Source organism: Pseudomonas sp. 3MAES_34.3B, assembly GCF_058145875.1.
On record NZ_CM176960.1, the window covers coordinates 1,399,189 to 1,424,627 of the forward strand.

The window sequence follows — 25,439 nt, forward strand, 5'->3', positions numbered from 1 at the left end:
AGGCGGCAGCCACTATCGACGATGCACCACTTCGCCCATGGAGAAGGTTTGCTTGACCACGCGGTCATCCCCCAGCGTCATCAGCACAAAGAGGGTTTCGGCGATATCTCGCGCCTGCGCCAGCCGATACGACAACAGCGGCGTCGCTTTCAGGTCCAGCACCAGGAAATCCGCTTCGTAGCCAGGGCTCAGGCTGCCGATCCGGTCACCCAGCGACAGCGCCCGCGCGCCGCCCAGGGTAGCCAGGTACAAGGATTTGAACGGGCTTAGCCGCGCGCCCTGCATCTGCATCACCTTGTAGGCTTCGTTCAGGGTTTGCAGGATGGAGAAGCTGGTACCGCCGCCCACATCAGTGCCAAGGCCCACTTTTACCTTGTGCTGCTCGGCCATGGGCAGGTTGAACAGCCCGCTGCCCAGGAACAGGTTGGAGGTAGGGCAGAATGCAATGGCCGAGCCGGTTTCGGCCAGGCGCGCGCACTCGGCGTCGCACAGGTGAACCCCATGGGCAAACACCGAGCGCTCGCCCAGCAACTGGTAATGGTCATACACGTCCAGGTAGCCGGCGCGCTCGGGGAACAGCGCCTTCACCCATTCGATTTCTTTGTGGTTTTCGCTCAAATGCGTTTGCAGGTACAGGCCGTCGTGCTCGCGCAGCAAGCGGCCGGCCATGGAAAGTTGTTCGGGCGTGCTGGTGGGCGCGAAGCGCGGCGTCACTGCATAGTGCAAACGGCCTTTGCCATGCCAGCGTTCGATCAAGGCCTTGCTTTGGGTGTAGCTGGTCTCGGCAGTGTCGGTGAGGTAGCTCGGGGCGTTGCGGTCCATCATCACCTTGCCGGCGATCATCCGCAGGTTCAGCCGCTGCGATGCTTCGAACAACGCATCCACAGACTCAGGGTGCACGCTGCCAAACACCAGCGCGGTGGTGGTGCCGTTGCGTAGCAGCTCGGCGAGGAAGCGCGCCGCCACATCGTCGGCGTGGGCCTTGTCCTCGAATTGGCGCTCGCAGGGGAAGGTATAGGTATTGAGCCAGTCCAGCAGTTGCTCGCCGTAGGCGCCGATCATGCCGGTTTGCGGCAGGTGGATATGGGTGTCGACGAAGCCTGGCGTGATCAACGCATTTTCAAAGTGCTCCACCGGAGTGTCGCCGCCCAGGGTGGGCAACAGGTCGGCGGCCTCGCCCATGGCGGTGATTTTTCCGTTTTCCACGACCAGCAGGCCATCGCTGATGTATTGGTACGAGGCGTCGACGCCGATTTCGACAGGGTCGCCCAGGCTGTGCAACAGGCCGGCACGGTAAGCTTTACGGGTTGATGTCATGAAGGGTGCTGTCCTGCAGTGGAAGTACGCCGCGACTGCGGCAGCAACCTGGCAAGGGTTTCCCCGCCCTGGATGCCTTCGCCGAAGCGTGCGTTATAAAGGGAAATGATCTCGGCGGCGACAGAGACTGCAATCTCCATCGGCAGCTTGCCCTTGACCGGCGCCAATCCCACCGGGCAGCGCATGCGCGCCAGCGCTTCGGCGGGAATGCCGCGCTCCCGTAGCCGGTGTTCGAAACGTGCACGCTTGGTTTTCGAACCGATCAGGCCGAACCAGTGGGTGTCGTTGCGGCGCAGGATGGCCTCGCTCAGGGCAAGGTCCAGTTGGTGATCGTGGGTCATCACCAGGCAGTAACTGCCCGGGCGCATGCGGTCTACTTCTTCTAGCGGGTCATCATTGACGATCGCTTCCACCCCCGCGGGCAGCACGGGCGGGAACTCCTGGGCACGGGCGTCTACCCAGCGCACCCGGCACGGCAGGCTGGCCAGCAGCGGCACCAGCGCACGGCCTACATGGCCGGCACCGAATACGGTGATATGGGCCTGGGGCTGGCCCAGCGGTTCGAGCAATACCACGGCCGCGCCGCCACAGCATTGGCCCAGGCTGGCGCCGAGGCTGAAACGCTCCAGGCGGGACTGCCTCGAACCCTCGGCAAGCAGCTCCCTGGCCATGGCCAAGGTTTTGAACTCCAGATTGCCGCCGCCGATGGTGTCGTAGGCCGTGGTGGCGGTGACCACCATTTTCGCCCCGGCGTTGCGCGGTGTAGAACCCCGTTCTTCGATCAAAGTGACCAATACGCAGGGTTCACCAGCGGCATGCAGCTCGGCCAGGGCACTGATCCAGTCGGTCATGGTTCAGGCCTCCGCCGGTTGTCTGGCTGGAACGGGGGAGGGCTGGGCCTCGCGCAGTGCCTGGCAGGCCAACAGTACCCGTTCAGGCGTGGCAGGGGCGTCCAGCGCCGGCTGCACCTGATAGTTCGCCAGGCTGGCCACCGCGTCCTTGATCGCGCACCAGGCGCTGATACTCAGCATGAACGGCGGCTCGCCCACGGCCTTGGAGTGGAATACCGTGTCTTCGGGGTTCTTGCGGTTTTCTACCAGGTGCACGTTGAAGGCTTCTGGTGCGTCGGCCACGGTAGGAATCTTGTAACTGGCCGGCCCGTTGGTGAGCAGGCGGCCTTTGTCGCTCCATACCAGCTCTTCGCAGGTCAGCCAGCCCAGGCCCTGGATAAAGCCGCCTTCCACCTGGCCAATGTCGATGGCCGGGTTCAGCGAGGCCCCTACGTCGTGAAGGATGTCCACCCGCGAGAGCTTGTATTCGCCAGTCAATACATCCACCAGCACTTCACTGCACGCTACCCCAAAGGCGAAGTAGTAGAACGGCCGGCCTTTGGCCAAGGAACGGTCATAGAAGATTTTCGGGGTTTTGTAGAAGCCGGTGCTCGACAGCGACACCTGGTTGAAATACGCCAGTTGCACCAAGGCCTCGAAGGTCATCAGCTGTTCGCGCACCTGCACCATGCCATTGCTGAACACCACATCCTCGGCGCTCACTCGCCAATGGGCGGCGGCAAAATCCACCAACCGTTGGCGCAGGATAAGCGCGGCATTCTGTGCCGCCTTGCCATTGAGGTCGGCGCCGCTGGACGCTGCCGTGGGCGAGGTATTCGGCACCTTGCCGGTATGGGTAGCCGTGATTTCTATACGGCTGATGTCCACCTGGAACACCTCGGCGACCACCTGGGCGACCTTGGTATTGAGGCCCTGGCCCATTTCGGTGCCGCCGTGATTCAGTTGGAGGCTGCCGTCGGTGTAGATATGCAACAGCGCGCCGGCCTGGTTGAGGAAGCTGGCGGTGAACGATATACCGAATTTCACGGGTGTGAGCGCCAGGCCTTTCTTCAGTACCGGGCTGTGGGCATTGAATGCGGTGATGGCCTCGCGGCGGTTGGCGTAATCGGCTCGGGCTTCGAGGTCGGCGGTCATTTCCTCGATCAGGTTGTGCTCCACCGTCTGGTAATAGTGGGTCACGTTGCGGTCGTGCTTGCCATAGTAGTTAGCCTTGCGCACGGCCAGTGGGTCCAGCTGCAAATGCCGGGCGATGCGGTCCATCACTTCCTCGATGGCCACCATGCCCTGAGGGCCGCCAAAACCACGGTAGGCCGTATTGGACGCCGTATGGGTCTTGCACCGATGGCCGTTGATGGTGGCGTCGCCCAGGTAATAGGCGTTGTCGGCATGGAACATGGCCCGGTCGACGATAGAAGCGGAAAGGTCCGGGGAATAGCCGCAGTTGCCGGCCAGGTCCATGGCGATACCGCGCAGGCGGCCGGTATCGTCGAAGCCGACGTCGTATTCCACATAGAAGGGGTGGCGCTTGCCCGTCATGGCCATGTCATCGCCGCGCAGCAGCCGCATCTTGGTGGGTTGGCCGGTAAGGCGCGCAATGATCGCGCACAAGCAGGCCGGGCCGGCAGCCTGGGTTTCCTTGCCGCCAAAGCCACCACCCATGCGGCGCATGTCCACCACCACCTTGGCCATCGGCACGCCCAACACTTCGGCCACCAGTTTCTGCACCTCGGTAGGGTTTTGCGTGGACGAATACACCAGCATGCTGCCGTCTTCGCCCGGCATCACCGAGGCCACCTGGGTTTCCAGGTAAAAGTGTTCCTGGCCACCAATGTGCAGCGTGCCTTGCAGGCGATGGGGCGCGGTGGCTAGCGCCGTGGCGCTGTCGCCGCGTTGGTGAGTGTGGCTGTCTAGCACAAAGTGTCGCTTGCGCAGGGCCTCCACGACGTCCAGTACCGGCTCAAGCTCCTCATATTCGATGATGGCAGCCATGGCCGCGCGGCGGGCGGTTTCCAGGTCGCAGGCGGCCACTGCCAGCACTGGCTGGCCCACGTATTCCACCTTGTCGATGGCCAGCAGCGGGTCGCCTGGTACCAGCGGGCCGATGTCCTTGAGGGCCGGCAGGTCTTCATGGGTGATGACCAGCCGCACGCCGGGGATCGCCAGGCAGGGCGAGGTATCCACCTTCACCAATCGGGCATGGGCGCGCTCCGACAGCCGTGCATACACATGCAGCTGGTTGGGAAATTCCAGGCGGTCGTCGATGTACTGGGCTTCGCCGCTCACGTGCTTTTCAGCGCTTTCATGGCGCACGCTGCGGCCAACGCCGGTAGCGATGCCCTGGCGGAACGCCTCGGCCAGCTGTTGCTCGGTCAATGCGTGAGTGTGGGAATCAGACATGAGCGGCCACCCGGGTCGGAAGGTCAGGTGTATGGGTTTCGATCAGGCATTTACGAAGAAGGTTCTGGGCCACCAGCAAGCGGTACTCGCTGCTGGCGCGCAGGTCGCTGAGGGGGGTGAAGTCTTCGGCGAGGGCCTGGCAGGCTGCTTCGACGCTGGCAGTGGTCCACGGCTGGCCCTGTAGGGCGGCTTCGCACGCGTATGCACGTTTTGGAATAGCGGCCATCCCGCCGTAAGCGATACGGGCGCCGGTCACCTGGCCGTGCTCCACAGTGAGATTGAAGGCCGCGCACACGGCCGAGATGTCGTCGTCCAGGCGCTTGGACACTTTGTAGGCGCGGAACCAGGCGCCCGTAGCCGGGCGCGGCACCTTCACCGCCTCGATAAACTCGCCGGGCTGGCGGGCCGTGATGCGATAGTCCAGATAAAAGTCCTCCAGCGGCAACTCCCGTTGCGCGTCGCCATGGCGCAACAGTAGCGAAGCGCCCAGCGCCAGCAGCAGCGGCGGTGCGTCCCCGATGGGGGAGGCGTTGCCAATGTTGCCCCCCAGCGTGCCCTGGTTGCGTACCTGCAATGAGGCAAAACGGTGCAACAGCGCGCCGAAGTCCGGGTAATCCTCGGCCAGGGCAGCGTAACAGTCGGTAAGCGGTGTAGCGGCGCCAAGTGTCAGCGCGTGTTCGGTCGCAGCAATCTGCCGCAGCTCAGGCACCTGGCCCAGGTAGATCATCGAGGTCAACGGGCGGTGTTGCTGGGTCACCTCCAGCGCCAGGTCGGTACCACCGGCCAATAGCCGGGCTTGCGGCTCGGCGGCGTAAGTTTGGGCGAGGCTGGCCAGGCTGGTAGGGATCCGGCAGTGGCCAGCGGGGCTCGTCAACGCCCCCGGCCCTTTGGCAGCAATCGCCTGTAGCTGGGCAATAGTGGCGGCTTCACGGGTATCGAAGCTGTCTTCGACGGGTGCTGCGCACGCCTGGGCGGCGGCTTCCACGATAGGGCGGTAGCCCGTGCACCGACACAGGTTACCGCCCAGTGCTTCATGAATGGCCGGCGTGTCGGCGTTGGGGGAGTTTTTCTGAAGGGCGAAGAGGCTCATCACAAAGCCCGGCGTGCAGAAGCCGCATTGGGAGCCGTGGCAGTCCACCATGGCCTGCTGAACGCTGTGCAGTTGCCCTTGCTGCTTGAGGTCTTCCACGGTGATCAGCTGTTTGCCATGCAGGGTAGCAATGAACGTGAGGCAGGCATTCACGCTGCGGTAGCGCAGGGCCTGCGTGCCGTCTGCCTGGGCCGCCAGTTCGCCCAGCACCACGGTGCAGGCGCCGCAATCACCACTGCCACAGCCTTCCTTGGTGCCGCGCCGGTTGCGCCGTTCGCGCAGGTATTGCAGCACGGTGAGGTTGGGGTCCAGGTGCTCTTCGGAACACAGCTGGTGGTCAAGCAGGAACTGGATCACGGGCGACCTCGCAAGCTGTGGCGGTATTCGTAAGGGCTCGGCGAATGTAGTAGCGGGTTGACCGGAAGGTCAATAATTTTCTGACCTTTAAGTCAGGTTCGACGGCCTGAAGGAGATCAAGCGTATTTCGTGCCAGTTCGCCCGCTTCAGCCGACCATTATTTGCTATACAATCGCCGACTTGCGCATTTCCCGGACCCGCAGAGACCATCATGACGTTCAAGGCCTCGGACAGCCTCGCCGAGCAGATTGCCCGCCACCTGGCCGACCGCATCGTGCGCGGCGAGCTGCGCCCCGGCGAACGCATTCAGGAGCAGAAAGTGACACAGGCGCTGGACGTGAGCCGTGGCTCGGTGCGCGAAGCGTTGCTGATCCTCGAGCGGCGGCACCTGGTGGTGATCCTGGCGCGGCGCGGCGCCCACGTGAGCGAGCTCAACGCTCACCATGTACGCAGCCTGTGCACCCTCATGGGTGAGCTGTACATCCTGCTGGGCTATGCGGTGGCCGAGCATTGGCGCACCGAAGCCGACCTCGCACCCTTCCTGGCGCTGCAACAGCGGTTGCGGGCCAGCGCCGAGGCCAATGCCATCCAGGCCTTTGTTGACGATAGCTTCAATGTGATGCGCGCGGCGTATCCGTTCGCCAACAACCCTTACTTGCGCGAAACGGTCGAGAACCTCCAACCGGCCATGAACCGCAACTACTACCTGGCCCTGGAACAGCGCAAGGCCGTGATGGCCGATTACCTGGAGCTGTTCGATGGCCTGCTGACCGCAGTGCGTGCCCGTGACCAGGCGAGCATTCGGCGCCAGCTGCAGGCGTACTGCGAGCTGAGCTGCCAATTGGTGCTGGCCGCCCTGGGCCCGGCCTGACATGCGCCTCAAGTGCATCCGCCTGGCGGGGTTCAAGTCCTTCGTAGACCCCACCACGGTCAACTTCCCCAGCAACATGGCGGCAGTGGTAGGCCCCAATGGCTGCGGAAAGTCCAACATCATCGACGCGGTGCGCTGGGTAATGGGCGAAAGCTCTGCGAAAAACCTGCGTGGCGAGTCCATGACGGACGTGATCTTCAACGGCTCCACCAGCCGCAAGCCTGTCAGCCAGGCCAGCATCGAGCTGGTGTTCGATAACGCCGAAACCACGTTGATCGGCGAATACGCCGCCTATGCCGAGATTTCCATCCGCCGCAAGGTCACCCGCGACGGCCAGAACACCTATTACCTGAACGGCACCAAATGCCGCCGGCGGGACATTACCGACATCTTCCTGGGCACGGGCCTTGGTGCACGCAGCTATTCGATCATCGAACAGGGCATGATTTCGCGGCTGATCGAGGCGCGGCCCGAGGAGCTGCGTAACTTCATCGAGGAAGCCGCTGGCATTTCCAAGTACAAGGAGCGCCGGCGCGAAACCGAAAGCCGCATCCGCCGTACCCAGGAAAACCTCGAGCGCCTCACCGACCTTCGCGAGGAGCTGGACCGCCAGTTGGAGCGCTTGCACCGCCAGGCCCAGGCCGCAGAGAAGTACCAGGAATACAAGGCCGAGGAGCGCCAGCTAAAAGCCCAGCTGTCGGCCCTGCGCTGGCGTGCCCTGGACGAACTGGTAGCCCAGCGCGAGAGCATTATCGGTGAGCAGGAAGTGGGCTTCGAGGCGTTGGTGGCCGACCAGCGCAGCGCCGACGCCAGCATCGAACGGCTGCGGGACGGCCACCACGAGCTCTCCGAGCGCTTCAATCAGGTGCAGGCACGCTTCTATTCCGTGGGCGGCGATATCGCACGGGTAGAGCAGAGCATCCAGCATGGCCAGCAACGGCTGCGCCAGTTGCACGATGACCTGCGCGAAGCCGAGCGTGCCCGCCAGGAGACCGACTCCCATCTGGGCCACGACCAGACGCTGCTCGCCACCCTGGGCGAAGAACTGGACATGCTGGAGCCCGAACAAGCCATTGCCGCCGCTGCCGCCGAAGAAAGCGCTGCGGCGCTGGAGGCCGCAGAAGCCGCCATGCAAGCCTGGCAGGAACAATGGGACGCTTTCAACACCCGCTCCGCCGAGCCACGCCGCCAGGCCGAAGTGCAACAGGCGCGTTTGCAACAACTGGAGCAAAGCCTCGAGCGCCTGGCCGAGCGCCAGCGCCGGTTGGCCGAGGAACTTGCAAGCCTGGCGGCCAACCCTGAAGACGCGGCCATCGTGGAGCTGAACGAGCAACTGGCCGCCGCCGAAATGCTCATGGAGGAGTTGCAGGCCGAGGAGCAACAGCAAGCCGAACAGTTGGAAGCCTTGCGTGAAGAACTGCACACCCTCGGCCAGCAGCAACAGGCCGGGCAGGGCGAGCTGCAACGCCTGGGCGGCCGGCTGGCCTCGCTGGAAGCACTGCAACAGGCCGCACTGAACCCGGCCGGCGGCGTGAGCGACTGGCTGCGCGACCAGGGCCTGCAAACGCAACCGCGCCTGGCTGAAGGCTTACGGGTGGAGGCAGGCTGGGAGCAGGCCGTGGAAGCGGTGCTGGGCGCCGACTTGCAGGCCGTATTGCTCGACGACCTGGCGTCCGATGGCTTGCCCACGTTCGATGGCGGCGAGCTGCGGCTTGCCCAGGCGGTACCCACGCCCGCCTTGGCCGGCAGCCTGCTGGAAAAAGTAAGCGGCCCGGTGGACCTCTCCGCCTGGCTGGGCCAGGTACGCCCGGTGGATAGCCTCGACGCCGCGCTTGCACTGCGTGGCAGCCTGGCGCCGGGTGAAAGCCTGGCCACCCGTGACGGTTATTGGGTAGGCCGGCATTTCCTTCGCGTCAGCCGCGGCAATGATGCTCAGGGCGGTGTGCTGGCCCGTGCTCATGAACTGGAAACGCTGCACGCCACCCGCGAAGCTGCTGAAGCGGTGCAAGCCGAGCTGGAACACCGGCTGAGCGAGGCGCGCCAGGCGCAGCAGGATGCCGAGCAGGCCCGGGAGCAAGTGCGCCGCAGGCTCCAGGAGGAAGCCCGGCAACTGGGTGAACTCAAGGCGCGGCGCTCTGCCAGCCAGGCGCGCGCCGAGCAACTGGCCTTGCGCCGCCGCCGGCTCGACGAGGAAACCACCGAGCTGGCCGAGCAGCGCGCCATGGAAACCGAAGCCATCGGCGAATGCCGCCTGCTGTTGCAGGAAGCGCTGGATGCCATGGCCGAAGACACTGGCCAGCGCGACACCTTGGCAGCCGCGCGGGAAAGCCTGCGCGAACGCCTCGATCAGGTGCGCCACGAAGCCCGCCAGCACAAAGACAGCGCACATCAATTGGCGCTGCGGCTGGGCTCACTGCGAGCGCAGCACAACTCTACGCGGCAGGCATTGGAACGGTTGGAGCTGCAATCGGCCAGGCTGGTCGAGCGGCAGGAACAACTGAGCCTCAACCTGGAGGAGGGCGAGGCACCGCTCGAAGAGTTTCGCCTTACCCTTGAAGGCTTGCTGGAGCAACGCCTGGCTGCAGACGAGGACATGCGCACCGCTCGCGCCGCGCTTGACGACGCCGACCGCGAGCTGCGCGACGCGGAAAAACGCCGCACCCAGGCCGAGCAACAGTCCCAATTGCTGCGTGGGCAAATGGAGCAGCACCGGCTTGAGTGGCAAGGCCTGAGCGTGCGCCGCAAGGCCTTGCAGGAACAGCTTCATGCGGACGGCTACGACCTGCACGGTGTGTTGCAAACCCTGGCGGCCGACGCCACCGAGGCTGCCGCCGAAGAAGCGCTGCAACTGCTGGATGCGCGTATCAATCGCCTGGGCGCGATCAACCTGGCGGCCATCGAGGAGTATCGCCAGCAGTCCGAGCGCAAGCGTTACCTGGACGCTCAGGACGCAGACCTGGTCGAAGCCCTGGCCACGCTGGAAAGTGTGATCGGCAAGATCGACCGCGAAACCCGTAACCGCTTCAAAGACACTTTCGACCAGATCAATAACGGCCTGCAGGCGTTGTTTCCAAAGGTATTTGGCGGCGGTAGCGCTTATTTGGAACTGACCGGCGAAGATTTACTCGATACAGGGGTCACAATCATGGCCCGGCCGCCCGGCAAGAAGAACAGCACCATTCACTTGCTGTCCGGCGGGGAAAAAGCCCTGACGGCGTTGGCGCTTGTGTTTTCGATCTTCCAGCTCAATCCGGCGCCGTTTTGCATGCTGGATGAAGTGGATGCGCCGCTGGATGACGCCAACGTAGGACGTTACGCCCGCCTGGTGAAGGAAATGTCGCAGACCGTGCAGTTCATTTACATCACCCACAACAAGATCGCCATGGAGATGGCCGATCAGCTGATGGGCGTAACCATGCATGAGCCGGGCTGCTCAAGGCTGGTGGCGGTAGACGTGGAAGAGGCATTGGCAATGGTCGATGCCTGAGGCAAGCGGCGAGCGTTGGAGCTAAAACACATGACGCGGACGGTGTAAAGTTGCCTTTGGTCGTGCTAGTTTATTGTTCATATTTTTGTACACGTGGCAAAAACACCAACCAGAACATAGGCTTGGGGCTACGTTTTAAAGGGTTTTTTACCTAACCCATTTTTGACATCTTTTTTGAGGCACAGGACTTCATGGAAATCGGTCTGCGCGAGTGGCTGATCGTCATCGGCATCATCGTGATTGCCGGCATTCTTTTCGACGGCTGGCGCCGCATGCGCGGCGGCAAGGGCAAGCTTAAGTTCAGGCTGGATCGTAGTTTCTCCAACCTGCCGGATGAAGAGGGGCCAACTGAAGTACTGGGCCCGCCTCGGGTACTTGATACCCACCAGGAACCGCAACTGGACGAAACCGACCTGCCGTCGATGACCGCGCCCAGCCGCGAATCGCGCCGACGCAAGCCGCAGGAAGCGCCGCGGGTAACCGAGCTGGCGGTAGACGAACCGCGGATGAACGCCCGCGAAGACTTCGGCCTCGATGACGCCGAGGGCTTCGGCGAAGAGCCGGCGCCCGTGGAAGAAGTGCTGGTGATCAACGTGATTTCCCGCGACCCGAACGGCTTCAAGGGCCCTGCGCTGTTGCAGAACATCCTTGAAAGCGGCCTGCGCTTTGGTGACATGGACATCTTCCACCGCCACGAAAGCATGGCCGGCAACGGTGAGGTGCTGTTCTCCATGGCCAACGCGGTGAAGCCTGGCGTGTTCGACCTGGACGACATCGACCACTTCACCACCCGCGCCGTGAGCTTCTTCCTGGGGCTGCCGGGCCCGCGCCATCCCAAGCCTGCCTTCGAGGTGATGGTGGCTGCCGCGCGCAAGCTGGCCCACGAACTGGACGGCGAGCTCAAGGATGACCAGCGCAGCGTACTCACCGCGCAAACCATCGAGCACTACCGCCAGCGCATCGTGGAGTTCGAGCGCCGCGCGCTCACCCAGAAGCGCTGACCCGCGCTATGGTTGAAAAGCCAGACTCGCCCTGCGGCGGGCTGGCTTTTTTGGTTTTTACCCCTTTCGTTTAACCGCGAGCGCACTTGTGCCGCTCGCGCAGGCCGGACCCTTTGCCCATGACCACTGCCCAGACTCGAATCCTTGAACTGCGCGCCGAACTGGACGAGCACAACTACCGCTACTATGTGCTGGACGAGCCGAGCGTGCCCGACGCTGAGTACGACCGGCTGTTCCGGGAGCTTCAGGCGCTGGAGGCAGACAACCCCACGCTGATCACGCCAGATTCACCCACCCAGCGGGTAGGCGGCAGCGCGCAAACGGCCTTCAGCCAGATCCGCCACGAAATCCCCATGCTCAGCCTGGGCAACGCCTTCGCTGAAACGGACCTGCTGGACTTCGACCGGCGCGTGGCCGAAGGCCTGGATGCCGGCAAGGGGCAAGTGATCGAGTACAGCTGCGAGCCCAAGCTGGACGGCTTGGCAGTGAGCCTGCTGTACGTGGACGGGCAGTTGCAGCGAGGCGCCACCCGCGGCGATGGCACCACCGGCGAGGACATCAGCGCCAACGTGCGCACCGTGCGCAACATCCCGCTCAAACTCAAGGGCAGCGGCTGGCCGGCCACGCTGGAAGTGCGCGGCGAGGTGTACATGACCAAGGCGGGCTTCGAGCGCTTGAACGCTGCCCAGGCCGAGGCGGGCGGCAAGACCTTCGCCAACCCGCGAAACGCCGCCGCCGGCAGCCTGCGCCAGCTGGATTCGCGCATCACCGCCAGCCGCCCGCTGGAGTTCTGCTGCTACGGTATCGGCCAGGTCAGCCATGACATTGCCGATACCCACATCGGCAACCTCAAGCAGTTGCAGCAATGGGGCCTGCCCATCAGCCACGAGCTGAAGCTGGCCAAGGGGCCGCAGGAATGCCTGGCGTACTACCACAGCATCGGTGAGCGCCGTAACGCGCTCGCCTACGAAATCGACGGTGTAGTGTTCAAGGTCAACAGCCTTGCGGCGCAGCGCGAGCTGGGCTTCCGTTCCCGTGAACCGCGCTGGGCCATTGCGCATAAATTCCCCGCCATGGAAGAGCTCACCGAACTGCTGGGCGTGGAATTTCAGGTGGGGCGCACGGGTGCGGTCACGCCGGTTGCCCGGCTCAAGCCGGTGAAGGTCGCGGGCGTGACCGTGGCCAACGCTACTCTGCATAACATGGACGAAGTGGCCCGGCTGGGTGTGATGATCGGCGACACAGTGATCATCCGTCGCGCCGGGGACGTGATCCCGCAGGTGATGCAAGTGGTACTGGAGCGCCGCCCGGCCGATGCGCAGCCCGTGGCCGTGCCCACTCACTGCCCGGTATGCGGCTCGGAGGTGGAGCGCACTCAGCTGATCAAACGCAGCAAGGGCAAGCAGGTAGTGACCGAAGGCGCGGTGTACCGCTGTGTGGGCCGGCTGGCCTGTGCCGCGCAGCTCAAGCAGGCGATCATCCACTTTGTGTCCCGGCGTGCCATGGACATCGACGGCCTGGGCGACAAGATCGTCGAGCAGTTGGTGGATACCGGCCTGGTGCGCTCGCCGGCCGACCTGTACCAGCTCACCCAGGAACAGGTACTTGGCCTGGAAGGCTTCGCTGAAATCTCCAGCCGCAACCTGATCGCCGCCATCGACGCCAGCCGCAAGCCCTCGCTGGCACGGTTTATCTTCGCCTTGGGCATCCCCGATGTAGGCGAGGAAACCGCCAAGGTGCTGGCCCGTTCGCTGGGCAGCCTTGAGCGGATCATGGCCGCGCTTCCCCTCGTGCTCACCTATCTGCCAGACATCGGCAGCGAAGTTGCCTACGAAATCGGCCACTTCTTCGAAGAGGAACACAACCGCACCGTCATCGCCCAACTGCTGGAGCGCGGCGTGGCGCTGCAGGACGAAGGCGAGCTGCATGCCGAGTATGCGGCGGCTACGACTTTCGATGGCCTGGTGGCCAAGCTGGAGATCCCCTACGTAGGCCCAGGGGCGGCGCAGAAGCTGGCCGAGCGCTTCGGTTCGCTGCAGGCCCTGGCTGAGGCAGACTGGCTCGACTTGCGGCAAACCGTGAACGAACGCGCCGCCGAAGCCCTGCGCACCTACTTCGCCGACCCCGCCCGGCGTGAGGCTGCCTTGGCAGTGGAGGCGCAACTACGAGATTTCGGCATGCATTGGAGCAGCGCCAAACGCACCGTGGAAGGGCTGCCCCTGGCGGGGCAAACCTGGGTGCTCACCGGCACGCTGGAAAGCATGAGCCGCGACGAAGCCAAGGAAAAGCTCGAAGCATTGGGCGCCAAAGTGGCGGGTTCGGTGTCTGCGAAAACCCACACCGTGGTGGCAGGGCCGGGGGCGGGGAGCAAACTGGCCAAGGCGCAGCAGTTGGGGGTGGCCGTGATGGACGAAGCCCAGCTGTTGGCCTTCCTGGCCGGTTAGTACGGCGAAACGGGCTGGGCGCTGGGCAACCAACGGTAACCCCAGCGGAACCCTGCCCGCGGTTTCGTATCCACTCTGGCGTAGCCCACTGGAAGCGCGCCATGTACCGTTATTTCGAAAACATTTCATCCCGCATCGCCACCCCCTCCGAGCAGGGCGCGCGTCACAGCAGCGTTTGGGATTGCCAATGCGGGCAGTCAATCTTTTTCAACAACAGCCTGTGCCTGGCGTGCGAGCACGCGCTGGGCTACCTGCCAGGGTTCAATGTCGTTTCCTCGCTTGGCGAAGCCGAACAAACCGGTACCTGGTACCTGGACGCCGCGCCTGAAGCAGGCCCGGTGCGCCGCTGCGCCAACCTTGATACCCCAGCGGCGTGCAACTGGCTGATCCCGGCCAGCGACCCCAACCCGCTGTGCGCCGCCTGCCGGCTCAACCGCACCATTCCCGACCTGTCCATCCCGGAAAACCACGAGCACTGGCGCAAGGTCGAGGCGGCCAAGCGCCGGCTGGTGGCACAGCTGATCAACCTGGGCCTGAAGGTGATTCCCAAGACCGAAGACGACGCCCGCGGGCTGTGCTTTGACTTCGTGGGCACAGCGATAGATGGCACCGCACCTACCACCGGGCATGCGAACGGGCTGATCACGTTGGATATCAGCGAAGCGGATGACGCCCACCGTGAGCAGGTACGTCAGCAGATGCACGAGCCCTATCGCACGTTGCTCGGCCATTTCCGCCACGAAGTGGGCCATTACTACTGGGACAGGCTGATCGCTGGAACGCCGTGGCTGGAGAAGTTTCGAGCGGTGTTCGGCGATGAGCAGGCCGACTACGGCCAGGCCTTGAGCCGCCACTACGAGCAAGGCCCGCCCGCCGGCTGGGAAGAGCGGCATGTGAGCAGCTACGCCACCATGCACCCTTGGGAGGACTGGGCCGAAACCTGGGCGCACTACCTGCACATGATGGATGCGGTGGATACGGCGCTGGGCTTTGGCATGAGCGCGCGGCGCATGGAGCTGACCTACCCGCGCTTCCCACTGCAAACCCTGTACGACCCTACTCACGAGAGCGGTGCGGCGTTTCTCGCATTCGTGAACAACTGGATCGAATTGGCGGGCATGCTCAACGAGCTGTCCCGTGCCATGGGCCAGCCGGACTTCTACCCGTTCGTGTTGCCACCGGCGGTAATCGCCAAACTGCATTTCATTCATCTGGTGATACAGGACGCCGGTGGCCGGGCCGACGACGTGCTGCAGGTGGAGGCAACGCCAACGGCTTGAGTTGACGGCTTTTTTTGCCGTGGCGGTTGTATCTCACCGCCACATCGGTACAATGGCCCCCGCTTACCGGGCAACCCGGCAAGCGTGCGTTATGGCGACCCCATCGGTCCCCCCGCAACGATTACCCGTTAACCTGGTCAGGCCCGGAAGGGAGCAGCCACAGCGGGAACATTGTGTGCCGGGGTGTGGCTGGTGGGGTTGCCACCTTACTTATCGTTCCCCTCCCTGTTTATTCCTGACTTGCGCTTCGGCAGCCAAGCCCGACCTTTCGGCCGGACCTCTCGTGGCTACAGATAACTGAGCGTGAACCCCAGGTAGGCATCGGCGTTGCCCGGCGTAACTTCGCCCGGTGTCCCGGTCTGGTAGAACCTCACCAGGAAGGGTAATTGCGTCGAGCCGCCCCCCGGAAGGCGCTGCATCTGTACTATACGGTTGAGCGGCATCGGTGTGCCGTCGCCGCGCAACACCTGCACACCTATGCCTGCGGCAGTCGATGCGGGTGTGAGCGAGAATATTCCATTAGCCCCATCCACCGGGTAAGAGCCCCGTTGGGGGTCGAACTGCAGGTAGATATCCGTGCTCCCGTTAGTGGGGTCGTCCGCGCAGTTCTCCAGTTCCAGTACGAATGGCACTTCCGTGGTCGTGGTGCCCGGTGCGGTAAAGTGGCTGCGGTTCCAGTTCCCCAATTCCACATAAGAGGGGGTGCTGGCGCCTACGTCACATTGAGCCTGGATCACCGTCCCGGTGACGGCATACGTGAGCGTCAGGCCGATATCGGAGAACGAACCCGTATACAGCACGTGTGGGAGCACTTGATGCACGCCCGGCGCGATCGGGCCGGTCTTTACCAGTGTGAGGTATGCATGGCCGCCGGAATATGCCCATCTGAACGCATCGCTGGACCAATGCATGACTGCGGCGAAGGGTGGGATCGGCGGCAAGCCGTCCACGGGGGTGAAAACGCTGTACTGCGCCGGGCCGTTGAACGGCAGCCCATATTCGATCTGTACGGCGATGCCTGGAACGTTCGTGGCCAGTAGCCGCTGCGGCAGATAGGGCGGGGCATTCACCGGAGGGGGCGGCACCAGCGCGGCCGTGGTGGTGGTTTCGAAGGTTATGGGGGGAGAACTGCCGTGCCTGTTCGCACACTCCACTTCGCCATTGGTTTGATAATCGCCTTTTTCGGCGCGGGCCTGGCCGATTACCGCTCCGGGCGGAGCATCGCGGGCGACGAAGGCAACGCCGAAGTCTCGAACGAACGGCATGGGCCCGCTGCCGTTGCTCCAATAGCAGCCGTGATCGGGCAAGCGGGTAACAGGCGAACGGGCATGGCTGGGCGCAGCCGCTGTCGCCAGCGCTGCGCCCAATAGTATCAAGCATGTGTTTTTCATCGTCGGTGTTGAAACCTGAAGTGGCAGGGTCACAAGGGTAAGTCGCAGGTCACGCGCTGCTGCCGGAAGCCGTCGCGTTCTGGCCAAGCTGCGGGGGTAAGGGCCAAGGTGCAGGGGCGTTCTCCGCTTTCCCGGGCCAGCGTCAGGGTTTGCCGATCGAGGGAGGTGGCCAGTAGCAATTGGCCCCCTTGGCCCACCATGCCAAGCACGTCTCCGTTCGCTGCTACGGCTTCGGTTCCGAAGGGCAGTGGGGCGCCAGCCCGGTCCACTACCTGCAGAATGAGGCGGTTGACCTTACGCGCCTCGAAAGCCGCGCGGACGATAGCGCCCCGGCGCGGGACCACCTGTTGAGCACCGTTCTCGATCTCCACATCCGGGCCCAATTGGCCGGTATCCAGGGTGACCGTGTTAACTCGATACGGCCGCAGGTACGGCACTACGCTATAACCGTCGGCGTTGGTGAGGGTGCGCCCGCTGTTCGCCACGCCAACGCCCTCGATGCCGGGTACGTGTACCAGCGCCATGGTGTCTCCGGCCATGGAGCCCAGCACGATGCCGTCCCGATGGGCCACCAGCGAACCCGAAGCACTGGCCGAAAGGCTGCGGTAATCCTGGCCTGCGCTGTAGCCCAGGCTGTAACTGCCCCATTGGCCTTGGTAGCCAACAGTGGCTGCGGCGTTGGTGGGCGCCTGACCGGATTGAGCGAGCGAGGCGCTGTAGTTCAAGCCACGTTCCTGGTCGAGCGTGCTGAAGGTTGCGCGCCGGGACCATTGGTTCTGGCTGCGTAACCCATCGAGAGACACCGTGGACCAGTTGCCGAAGTCCAAGGGGATAGACACCGCCACGCCAAACTGGCGGTCATTATGGGCTTGGCCGCTGTAATGGGTGAGGGACTGAGTCGCGTAGGCGCTGTATTGAACCGAGCGGTGCGAGGTACTCACACTGAAGTGGAACTGCCGCCGGCTCGGGCGATCGCCCCAATAGTCCTCTTGGGAGAGGGTGAGTGCAGTGGAAGTGCTGCGGCCCAGCGGCTGATTGAGCGAGGCCTCGAAGCGGCTGCGTCGGTTGCCGCTGAATCCCGCGTAGCGGCTGTGTTCGTACACGGCTTCGTTGAAGTCCCGATAGTTTTCCGTGGAATAGCGATAGCCGGCGAAGCGCAGGTAGGTGCGGGTGGGGAACGCCTTGCCGTAGCGCACCGCATAGCTTTGGCCATGGAGCCCATCGCCCGTGGCGCTTTGGCTGCGCGACAGGGTAACGTCTGCCGCCAACGCCCCCCATCGGCCCAGGTCTCGCGCTGCGCCAAGGGTGCCTGCCTGGTAGAAATCGGCGTGGCGCACGCCCCCATAGAGTGTTGTGTTCCAGGCCAGCCCCCGGGCGAGGCTGGCTTGTGCCAGCAGCGGTTGGCCCAGCGCGGTGTAGGAGGGGTTATAGCGACCAACCGATCCTTCGTAACGCCATGTGCCTTGGCGCAACAGGTTGCCGAGCGTGGCATAAGGTTGAGTGAAGCGCCGGACTTGGCCGTCGGCCTCGGTAACGATGATTTCCAGTTCACCATTGCCCGATATTGCCAGATCATCCAACGTGAACGGCCCCGCGCTCACATAACTGTTGTACACGGTATAGCCGTTCTGGCGCACCTCTACCTTGGCTCGGCTGAGGGCAACGCCCCTTATGACTGGGGCGTAGGCCTGCAAACTGTCGGGCAACATGCCCAGGTCGCTGGCCAATACCGCACCCAGGATAGGCTGCGAGGAAAACACGTCCCCGCCGGTGCTGGCTTCACCCACAGTGATGTTGGCGTTCAGGCCCGGCACGTCCCGGCGCAGGTAGGTGTAGTTTCGCAGCCAGTGACGTTCGTGTTCATCGCTGCGCAGGTTGAAGCCGCCGCGCAGTTGCCAGGGGCCCAGGTTGACCCCGGTGGTCAATAGCACGTCTTCGCCGGCCCGGCGGCTGGCACGGCCACTGCTGCGCTGAGCGGACACCTGATAGTTGATGAATCCGGCATTGATGCCATCGTCCCAGCGGGCGGGGTCCACGTAGCCGGTGGCTACGCGGCGCATGAAGGCCTGTGGCAGCGACAGGCTCAGGGTCATGTCCTGAACATCCATTACAGCAGTGGCGGCCGGGACGGCGGCGGGTAAATCGACGCACGCAGGGTCAAGCAGTGCAGGGTCTTGCACGGTGTCCAACCGTAAGCCAAGGGCTTCCAGCCAGGCGGTGGAAAGGCAAGGCTGCACGTCCCCCTTGGCATCAGCCTCGAACGACACCACGTGTTGCCCAAGGTCTTCGCGGTTGACCAGCAACCGCACGGTGTGACGGCCGGGGCTGAGGGTGCTGCCTTGCTCCAGGGCAGCGAGCGCGGCGGTGCCGGCGGTGCCGGGGTAAAGAAAACCTGGGTTGAAGCGGACGGGGTCGGCACTGGCCTGGATGCTGGCTGCCAACAAGCCAGGCACGGTGAATGCCAGCGCCTGCCCTCGGCGAATGCTGACGCCTGGGCGCTTATCGGATCGAATCATTGCACTACGCTCCGACGCTCAGGGAAGTGGCTGTACGGTGACGCTCAGGGGTTCGCTGATGCCGCCGTAATCGTTGATGGCACTGAACCGCACCTGTTTTGGCTGCCCTTGGCCCTCGGGGAGGTCGAAGCGTTGGTCGGCGAAGGGTGCGACCATGCCGGGCTCCACTCGCCCTGCATCACCTTCGGCAACGGTGAGGCGCTTGAAGGTGATGTGGTACGGCGTAGGGTTACGCACGACCAGTTGGCGTGCAGTGGCATCCCAATGCCATGCGAGTTCGCCCAGATGCTTGTGAGGGTCGCCCTTGATGGCAGTCGGGCGGTAAAACACCTTGATCCGGGTACGCAAGGCAATGGTCAGTACGTTGGCGGTGTCAGCCCCTGGCCGGGCTTGAGGGATTTCTTGCAGATTGAAGAAGAACAGCGATTCGCGGTCCTGCGGCAACTCGTTGGGCAGGCCGTTGATGCGTACCAGTTGCTCCTTGCCGGGGTCCAGCCGGAACAACCCGGGGGATGGCATGAAGGGCACCGCCGTGGTGGTATCGTCCGCCTCGGTGTTCACCCACACCTGCGCGGCGAATACCTGGCTGGAAGGGTTGCGCACCATTACTGTAGTGTTGCGTTGAGCGCCCTCGAATACCACGCGTGTGGCACCGATGGTCAAGGCGCCGTGGGAAGGCGCGGCGGCGAACGCCAGCCACAAGGCGAGCGCCGACGCCAGGGCGCGCGAAGGGCGGCCCCGAGAAAAAGGCATGAACATGGAACACTCCGGCGGGGCCAGCCCCAGCGTCGCAACGCTGGGGCTGGCTGACAGTCAAGGCAGGTTGACGACGAACTGGATATCGGAATCCACGTAACCGGCAGTCACCGTGGCAGCGGTGGCGATCATGGAAGCGGAGAAGTTCAGGCGATTTTCGCCACTGGTGATGGGATAGGTGATGGTGGGGGTATTGGGCTTGATGTCGCCGCTGTTGCGGTCCTTCAGCGCAACAGCAACGCTGCCCGCCGCGCCAGTGCCCTGCTTGATCTGGAAATAATCACCGACCGCACCGTCCAGGCCGGTGTAGGTCACGCTGACCGTGTCGCCATCGCTGAGGCCGCATTTGCTCGCATCCTTGATCCACAGTTGGAACGGGCGGGCAGGGGTGCGAACATTGGCAGCGGTGAAATACGCTTTGTTGTATGTGCCCAGCTGGATCATGTTGTTGTTCGAGCCGGAAATCGGATCGATGACTTCGATCGCGCAGGTTGCGTCGGTAATCTTTCCCTTGAACTGGATAGTGCCGGTGTTCGCCATTGCGGCGGTGCTCGCAGCCATGAAGGCGACGGCGAGTGAAATACGTTTCATGTAGAGCTCCTTGAAGTGTGACGGCGCCTGATGGGGCAGGCGCGCGCCGCACTTTAGGGGGAGCGGAGGACAGGAGGTATTAGGTAGATTCTTATATTTTAATAAATAACAGCATTGGCCAACTCCATTGCCGTACTTCTTACCGATGGAACCCCATCCCTGTTGAGATGGCTGGCGGTTGTAACCAGCCTCCTAGAGGCTGATAGCCTCTGCGGGCCCTTTGGTAGTGCTTTCTGAGCAGCAAAGGAGGGTACTTCAGCTGGACGGACGGGCTTCATGGTGGGCGTGCTTATCTGGACTGCGGTATTAGCCAAAACAGGCTCGTTTGACTCAGAGAGATAGCTCGGAATTGGAATTTCGCTATCTGTGGAATTTCTAGGTGCTCTCGGACCAGGAAGGGTAAAGTCGGCGGACAGTAAATTTGGGCGACTGCTACCAGAGTTAAGAGGCCAGTGAGAAAGAGTGCGTGCCCTCTCGAAACGATTCAGACGCTTCCTGCGAGGTATCATGATCCAAGGCTCGCCCAGCGAAGCAATGCTTGACGATCTTGAGGGGGCTTTTGAGGCTGCCCGCCCAGCGCTACCTGCCAGCCTTGCCGCCAGCGGCTCCGCAGCCAGGTCGAAGGCCAGAAACGCGAAGAACGCTACCGGGCTGTCTTCGACCACCTCCGCTGCGACCAAGGCGTTCCAGGTCGTGGAAGCTGCGGCCGTGCCCAGCACCAGCGCCCATGCCGCTGCACTCGCTGGAGGGAAGACCATCGTAAACACTACCGTGGTAACAACGCCTATCGCCACAGGCATCCACTTTTGCCACCAACTCGGTTCAGGCACAGGCTGGGGCTCGGGAATCCGCCGTGGTCCCGCGACCTCGCTGGTGAAATGGCCGGTAGGGTCGTGGAAGGTGACGGGGTTGCCCCCGGCATAGGCGTAGGGGTTAAGACCGCCTCCGTCGAAGGGGCTGGCGGAGTCGGGTGCGTTGAACCGGCGCAGGCGCGGCAGATATGCCCGGTAACCCTGGCCCAACAGGTAGCCATCGAGCAGGCTGTCATGCCGTTCGCCGTTGTAGCCCAAGGTGCTGGCCAATGAGGCATTAGGGTTGCCCCATGCGTCGTACCCGGTCATTGCAACCGTGCCGTCCTGGTGGCTGGCGCGGATACTGCCGTTGGCATCCGTAGCCAGCAACCGCGTTGCTTGCGAGGGGGCGTGTTCCGCCACAGCGTGGCCGTCGCCGTCGTACTGGTACTGCACTTTGCCAGTGGGCGAGGTGGTGTGGCTCACGCTCAAGCCGTCATAGAAATACCGTGTTTCCTCAAGGCCTGCGTCTGTGGTGCCCAACAGTTCATCATGGGGGTCGTAGCGGTAGGTCCGCACGGCCCCGCCCTTGATGGCCGCTTCGGTCAGCCGGCCGCGCAAGTCGTACCCGAACGTCCGCCCCTCCCCAGCCTGGGTCAGGCAACCCAGGCTGTCATACGTGAAGCTTTCCCTGGCAGGGTAACGAGCGTCATCGGACAGGTAATTGATAGCGACCAATTGCGAGCGATTACGTGGATCGTACTCGTGTACGGCTTGGACCCGGGCGCCTCCGCCAGTAAACGTGGTGATTACCCGCTCGATATTACCCAAGGCGTCGAACTCCACCGTCTCTGAGGCGATCCGCTGGCCGAACCGGTCCGTAGGCAGCCAACCTTCGTCTCCCTTGTATGTGCAATAGTTAAGCCGGCCAAGCAAGTCGTATTCAAAGGCCTCCTCCAGGCAAGGCTGCCCATTGCTTTCGAATTGGCGGCGCAGGAGCAGGTCGTCGTCGCTCCAGGTCTGGCGTATCACCCACTCGGCCATCCCAGTGAGGTTTACCCGGCGCTCTACCTCGCGCCCCAAACTGTCATAGTAACGGCGTGTGCGGCATTCACCGTCGGGCGCGGTAGTGGTGGTTTCAGCCAGCAACCCCAGCGGGTTGTAGGTGTGCACGGTGTCAACCAGCCCCTGCGTCGTGCGGGCCAACCGCCCGGCTGAGTCATACTCGTGGGTGCCAGGTGTTGTTTCGGTGGCCGCGCGGCCAAGCCTTCGCCCCTGCCGCGAATGGGTGAAGGTAGTGACATGGTCGGGGTACTGCTGGTCTTTTAGAGTGCTCTGCTCCACTTCCCCCAGCCGGTTGTAGAGGAACGAGGTGGAAGCCTGGTTGGCTTCGCCGCCGGTGACCAGGCCGGTGCGCGCGTCGTATTCGAACAGCTGCGCCTCCCCGCCGCCGCTCACCTGGGTGGGTGTAGTGGTCAAGGAAGGTTCATATTGGTAGGCGAGGCGTTGCCCATTTGCCAAGGTGCGGGCGTTCACTAGCAGGGAGCCCGGTGTGTATTCCAGCGTTTCGTGCAACGTGCCGTGGCCTCGCTCGAGCAATCGCCCAAGGTGGTCGAACGTTTGCTCGCCAACATCGAACTGTTGCCCGTTTCCGTCCAGGGTCAGTTTTGTAGCCAGCGCTTGCGAGCTGAACGGGGCAAAGGTTGTTCTGAGCTCGCTCTTGTCCGGGCGAGTGGTAGTACAGACGCGATCCCACGCGTCATAGGCAAAAGCTGTGGTGCGGGTATGGGCGTTCAGGCCTCTGCCCGGTTTCATCGGCAAGGTTTCGGTTTGCCGAATGCATCGGCCCAGGCCGTCGTAAAGGTATTCCATACGGTCAGCCGACCGCCGCGTTGTACCTTCATTCATACGGCGTTCTTCGTAATCGGGCTTGCCGAACGTGTTGTATTGGGTGAAGGTTTCGCTCAGGCGCTCGCCGGGCAAGGCCGAATGCTCCTGCCACCGCAGCAGGGTGCTTGCAGCGGGCGCCAGCGGCGTGAGCGAGGTTTGGGTCACCGTAATCACGCCATCCGGGCCGGTGACACGGCTCAGATTGCCCCAGTCGTCGAAGCTGCGGCGCGTGATCAGCTCACTGGGCGCGCCGGGGTAGTCGTCAAATTCCACCTGTTCGGTGCAATGGCCCAGTTCGTCGTAGGCAAAGCGGGAGATAGCGTCTCCCTGCACGCCGCTGACCAGGCTGCGAAATACCCTCACAGGGCGCGCCAGCCCATCCGCCACGGTCGTCACTTCTACGCCATTTACGTCGATAGCCACGGTTTGGTTGCCTTCACTATTGCCGTCCACCCCGGCAAAGGCATAGCGGTAGGTTCGGCTGGCGGCCCCAGGCCCCTCGATGGTTTCGCTCACAGCGCGGCCTAGCGCGTCGTACTCCGTGCGCTGTACCACGCCTTCGTTGTCACGGGTTGCTCGTTCGGTCCCAGTCAGGCAGTTGACGGTCCGCTCGCTGATAATGGCGTCTGCGCTGCGGTGACCCTTCCCCTGCCTGTCATGGCCCAGGCTGATGGTTTGGATAGTGATGGCCCGGTCCCGCAGTCCATTGCCGCTGGCGCTATAGGTGAACTCGGTAACAGCGGTGTAACCGTTGACCTGTGAGCGCTGCCGCGCAACGCGCCCATGCAGCAAACGGTCGCTGGGCACGTTGTGGTATTCGGTTGTTTCCCGCGACAGCTCCTCTACGTGCTCACCGTCGACCCATTGGAGGCACGCTTCGGCAAGCACATTCAGCCCCGGTGTGTCGATGCCGGAAAGTGCGGGCAGGCGAACATAGCGGTATACCGTTTGACGTACTGGAGCCTCGCCGGGCCTGCCTTCGCTTGGCACGATGCGCTTGCACTTGAGCAGGTTCGAGAAGCCGTTGGGCTCCGGCGGGCAGGCGTCACCGTCGCCTTCGGGCGGATAGTATTCGTACTCCTCCACAGTGCCATCCGCACCCTGCTGCCATACAAGGTTGCCGTGGGTGTCATAGCGGTGCTCGGTTTTCTCGCCGCGGGCCCCTCCTGCCTTTTCCCAGCGCACCTGGCGCACGCGGGGCAGCTGAAAGTACGCGGGTTGGTCGCGAAATTGCTTGTTGTCGTCGGTGTAGTACGCAATTGCCTCGGTCAGTACATGGCCATTGCGCTCGGTGCGTTGCTCCACCATTTGGTGGAAGCGGTTGTAAGTACGGCGGATTTCACGCAGCGATGTTGCGGCGGGTTGCTCGCCTGATTCCGGCGCAAGCAAACGTTCCACGGTGTAGTAGCGGAAGTCGGGCTCGGTGACTTCGTACAACTGATCAGTGCCGTCATTCTGCCAGGGCCTCTGCGTGCCGCCATAGCCCAGGTAGTTGTTGGGAGAATACGCCCATGCGGTCTCGACCATAGGCATGCCAGCGCCGGGGTACAGCCGGTGCGAAGTCACCCGCGGCAGCGCCAGCCCTACGTGCCCCGGGAACGTATGGCCACCGTCGGCGTAGTCCAGCAGCTCGATCGTGCCCTGTGGGGTTCGCGCTTCCACAATGCAATCGTAGCCGCGGATCGCCTGGTAACGTAGCGTCCAGGCAGCGTTGGGGATGCCCTGAACCTCCACACGTGTGAGGCGGTCACTGGTGAGTATGAAATCCAGCCGCAGTTGTGCCTCGTTCCCTTCGGGCGCCAGACGAGCGATCACCCGATCCACGTAATATTCCAAGTTCAGTAATACGTTACCGTTATCGTCCAGTACGGTTTCAAGGCGCGCCCCCCGGGAATCTGCGCTCAGGTTGTGCTGAAGGGTCAAGCCATGGCCGAGCGGCCCTGTCAGGCGGGTAGGCAAGGCTACCCTGCCATCGAGCGGTTCGAACTGGGTCAGATGTTCCACTTCGCCCGACCGGTGAACGACACGGTAAGGCCCATTGGAAAGATCCGCCGCGTGTAAATGAAAACCAGGAATTTTCTGTTCTTCGATAGGTGCAGGCTGATCGCCCGTACTGGGCGCGGTCACCGAGAATGTCTCACCGGTTCTCAGGCTAAGCACCCGATTGTTGTCAGGGCTATAGCGGCTGAGATTCAAACTCCAGCCTTTACCAAAGCCATGATTTTGCCGGTTGAGCAAGTTGTAGCTCAACGCAAGCGCGAGGGTAGGGCCCATCAGGTCATTGCTGCCGAAGGTAGGCAAGTTGATGTTCAACATGAAGTGCCCGGTGCGAGGGTCCACGCCCGCACTAAGAAAATCACCGAAATTGGAAGCGTTGGATTGAACTTCGGTTGACGCGCTCATGAATGG

General features: G+C 63.1%; 14 protein-coding genes and 1 other RNA gene. 6 read left to right on the plus strand and 9 right to left on the minus strand.

Annotated features, from left to right (window positions below):
* Positions 1 to 12: 12 nt before the first annotated feature.
* From guaD to xdhA, 4 genes are read right to left on the minus strand one after another with little or no spacing between them, the layout of a single operon-like run.
* Complete coding sequence (guaD, locus tag AC3Z8Y_RS06300; RefSeq protein WP_490088920.1) at positions 13 to 1,317, minus strand: guanine deaminase; 1,305 nt, start codon at positions 1,315 to 1,317, stop codon at positions 13 to 15.
* Entirely contained in the window at positions 1,314 to 2,168 is an 855-nt protein-coding gene (xdhC, locus tag AC3Z8Y_RS06305) for a xanthine dehydrogenase accessory protein XdhC (protein ID WP_490088921.1), read from the minus strand. Before xdhC ends, guaD begins: the two co-directional genes overlap by 4 nt.
* A 3-nt stretch (positions 2,169 to 2,171) precedes the next feature.
* Positions 2,172 to 4,565, minus strand: coding sequence for a xanthine dehydrogenase molybdopterin binding subunit (gene xdhB, locus AC3Z8Y_RS06310; protein WP_490088922.1), 2,394 nt, complete (start codon positions 4,563 to 4,565; stop codon positions 2,172 to 2,174).
* A complete protein-coding gene (gene xdhA, locus AC3Z8Y_RS06315; RefSeq protein WP_490088923.1) occupies positions 4,558 to 6,012 on the minus strand; it encodes a xanthine dehydrogenase small subunit in 1,455 nt (484 codons plus the stop codon). The genes xdhB and xdhA overlap by 8 nt, the downstream gene beginning before the upstream one ends.
* A 211-nt stretch (positions 6,013 to 6,223) precedes the next feature.
* Here xdhA and AC3Z8Y_RS06320 point away from each other — a divergent pair, with 211 nt between their 5' ends.
* The 6 genes from AC3Z8Y_RS06320 to ffs all read left to right on the plus strand — a co-directional run bounded on the left by AC3Z8Y_RS06320 (position 6,224) and on the right by ffs (position 15,293).
* On the plus strand, positions 6,224 to 6,883 hold the full coding sequence (locus AC3Z8Y_RS06320) for a GntR family transcriptional regulator (RefSeq protein WP_490088924.1): 660 nt from the start codon (positions 6,224 to 6,226) through the stop codon (positions 6,881 to 6,883).
* A gap of 1 nt (position 6,884) precedes the next feature.
* The gene (smc, locus tag AC3Z8Y_RS06325) at positions 6,885 to 10,370 is read left to right on the plus strand and encodes a chromosome segregation protein SMC (RefSeq protein ID WP_490088925.1); all 3,486 of its coding nucleotides are present in this window, start codon (positions 6,885 to 6,887) and stop codon (positions 10,368 to 10,370) included.
* A gap of 191 nt (positions 10,371 to 10,561) precedes the next feature.
* Positions 10,562 to 11,371 (plus strand): cell division protein ZipA, encoded by an 810-nt coding sequence (gene zipA, locus AC3Z8Y_RS06330; RefSeq protein WP_181114936.1) that lies wholly within the window; start codon positions 10,562 to 10,564, stop codon positions 11,369 to 11,371.
* A 119-nt stretch (positions 11,372 to 11,490) separates the two neighbouring features.
* Positions 11,491 to 13,815, plus strand: coding sequence for an NAD-dependent DNA ligase LigA (gene ligA, locus AC3Z8Y_RS06335; RefSeq protein WP_490088926.1), 2,325 nt, complete (start codon positions 11,491 to 11,493; stop codon positions 13,813 to 13,815).
* Positions 13,816 to 13,916: 101 nt separating this feature from the next.
* Positions 13,917 to 15,095, plus strand: a complete 1,179-nt coding sequence (locus AC3Z8Y_RS06340) for a zinc-binding metallopeptidase family protein (protein WP_490088927.1) — start codon at positions 13,917 to 13,919, stop codon at positions 15,093 to 15,095.
* A 101-nt stretch (positions 15,096 to 15,196) separates the two neighbouring features.
* An RNA gene (gene ffs / locus AC3Z8Y_RS06345) (signal recognition particle sRNA small type) lies at positions 15,197 to 15,293 on the plus strand.
* Positions 15,294 to 15,382: 89 nt separating this feature from the next.
* Here ffs and AC3Z8Y_RS06350 read toward each other — a convergent pair.
* The 5 genes from AC3Z8Y_RS06350 to AC3Z8Y_RS06370 all read right to left on the minus strand — a co-directional run bounded on the left by AC3Z8Y_RS06350 (position 15,383) and on the right by AC3Z8Y_RS06370 (position 25,433).
* Positions 15,383 to 16,486, minus strand: a complete 1,104-nt coding sequence (locus tag AC3Z8Y_RS06350) for a fimbrial protein (protein WP_490088928.1) — start codon at positions 16,484 to 16,486, stop codon at positions 15,383 to 15,385.
* A 29-nt stretch (positions 16,487 to 16,515) separates the two neighbouring features.
* The gene (locus AC3Z8Y_RS06355) at positions 16,516 to 19,002 is read right to left on the minus strand and encodes a fimbria/pilus outer membrane usher protein (protein ID WP_490088929.1); all 2,487 of its coding nucleotides are present in this window, start codon (positions 19,000 to 19,002) and stop codon (positions 16,516 to 16,518) included.
* Between the two features lie 18 nt (positions 19,003 to 19,020).
* The gene (locus AC3Z8Y_RS06360) at positions 19,021 to 19,755 is read right to left on the minus strand and encodes a fimbrial biogenesis chaperone (RefSeq protein WP_490089949.1); all 735 of its coding nucleotides are present in this window, start codon (positions 19,753 to 19,755) and stop codon (positions 19,021 to 19,023) included.
* Between the two features lie 60 nt (positions 19,756 to 19,815).
* Positions 19,816 to 20,349, minus strand: a complete 534-nt coding sequence (locus tag AC3Z8Y_RS06365; RefSeq protein ID WP_490088930.1) for a fimbrial protein — start codon at positions 20,347 to 20,349, stop codon at positions 19,816 to 19,818.
* Positions 20,350 to 20,447: 98 nt separating this feature from the next.
* Complete coding sequence (locus tag AC3Z8Y_RS06370) at positions 20,448 to 25,433, minus strand: RHS repeat domain-containing protein (RefSeq protein WP_490088931.1); 4,986 nt, start codon at positions 25,431 to 25,433, stop codon at positions 20,448 to 20,450.
* Between the last annotated feature and the right edge of the window lie 6 nt (positions 25,434 to 25,439).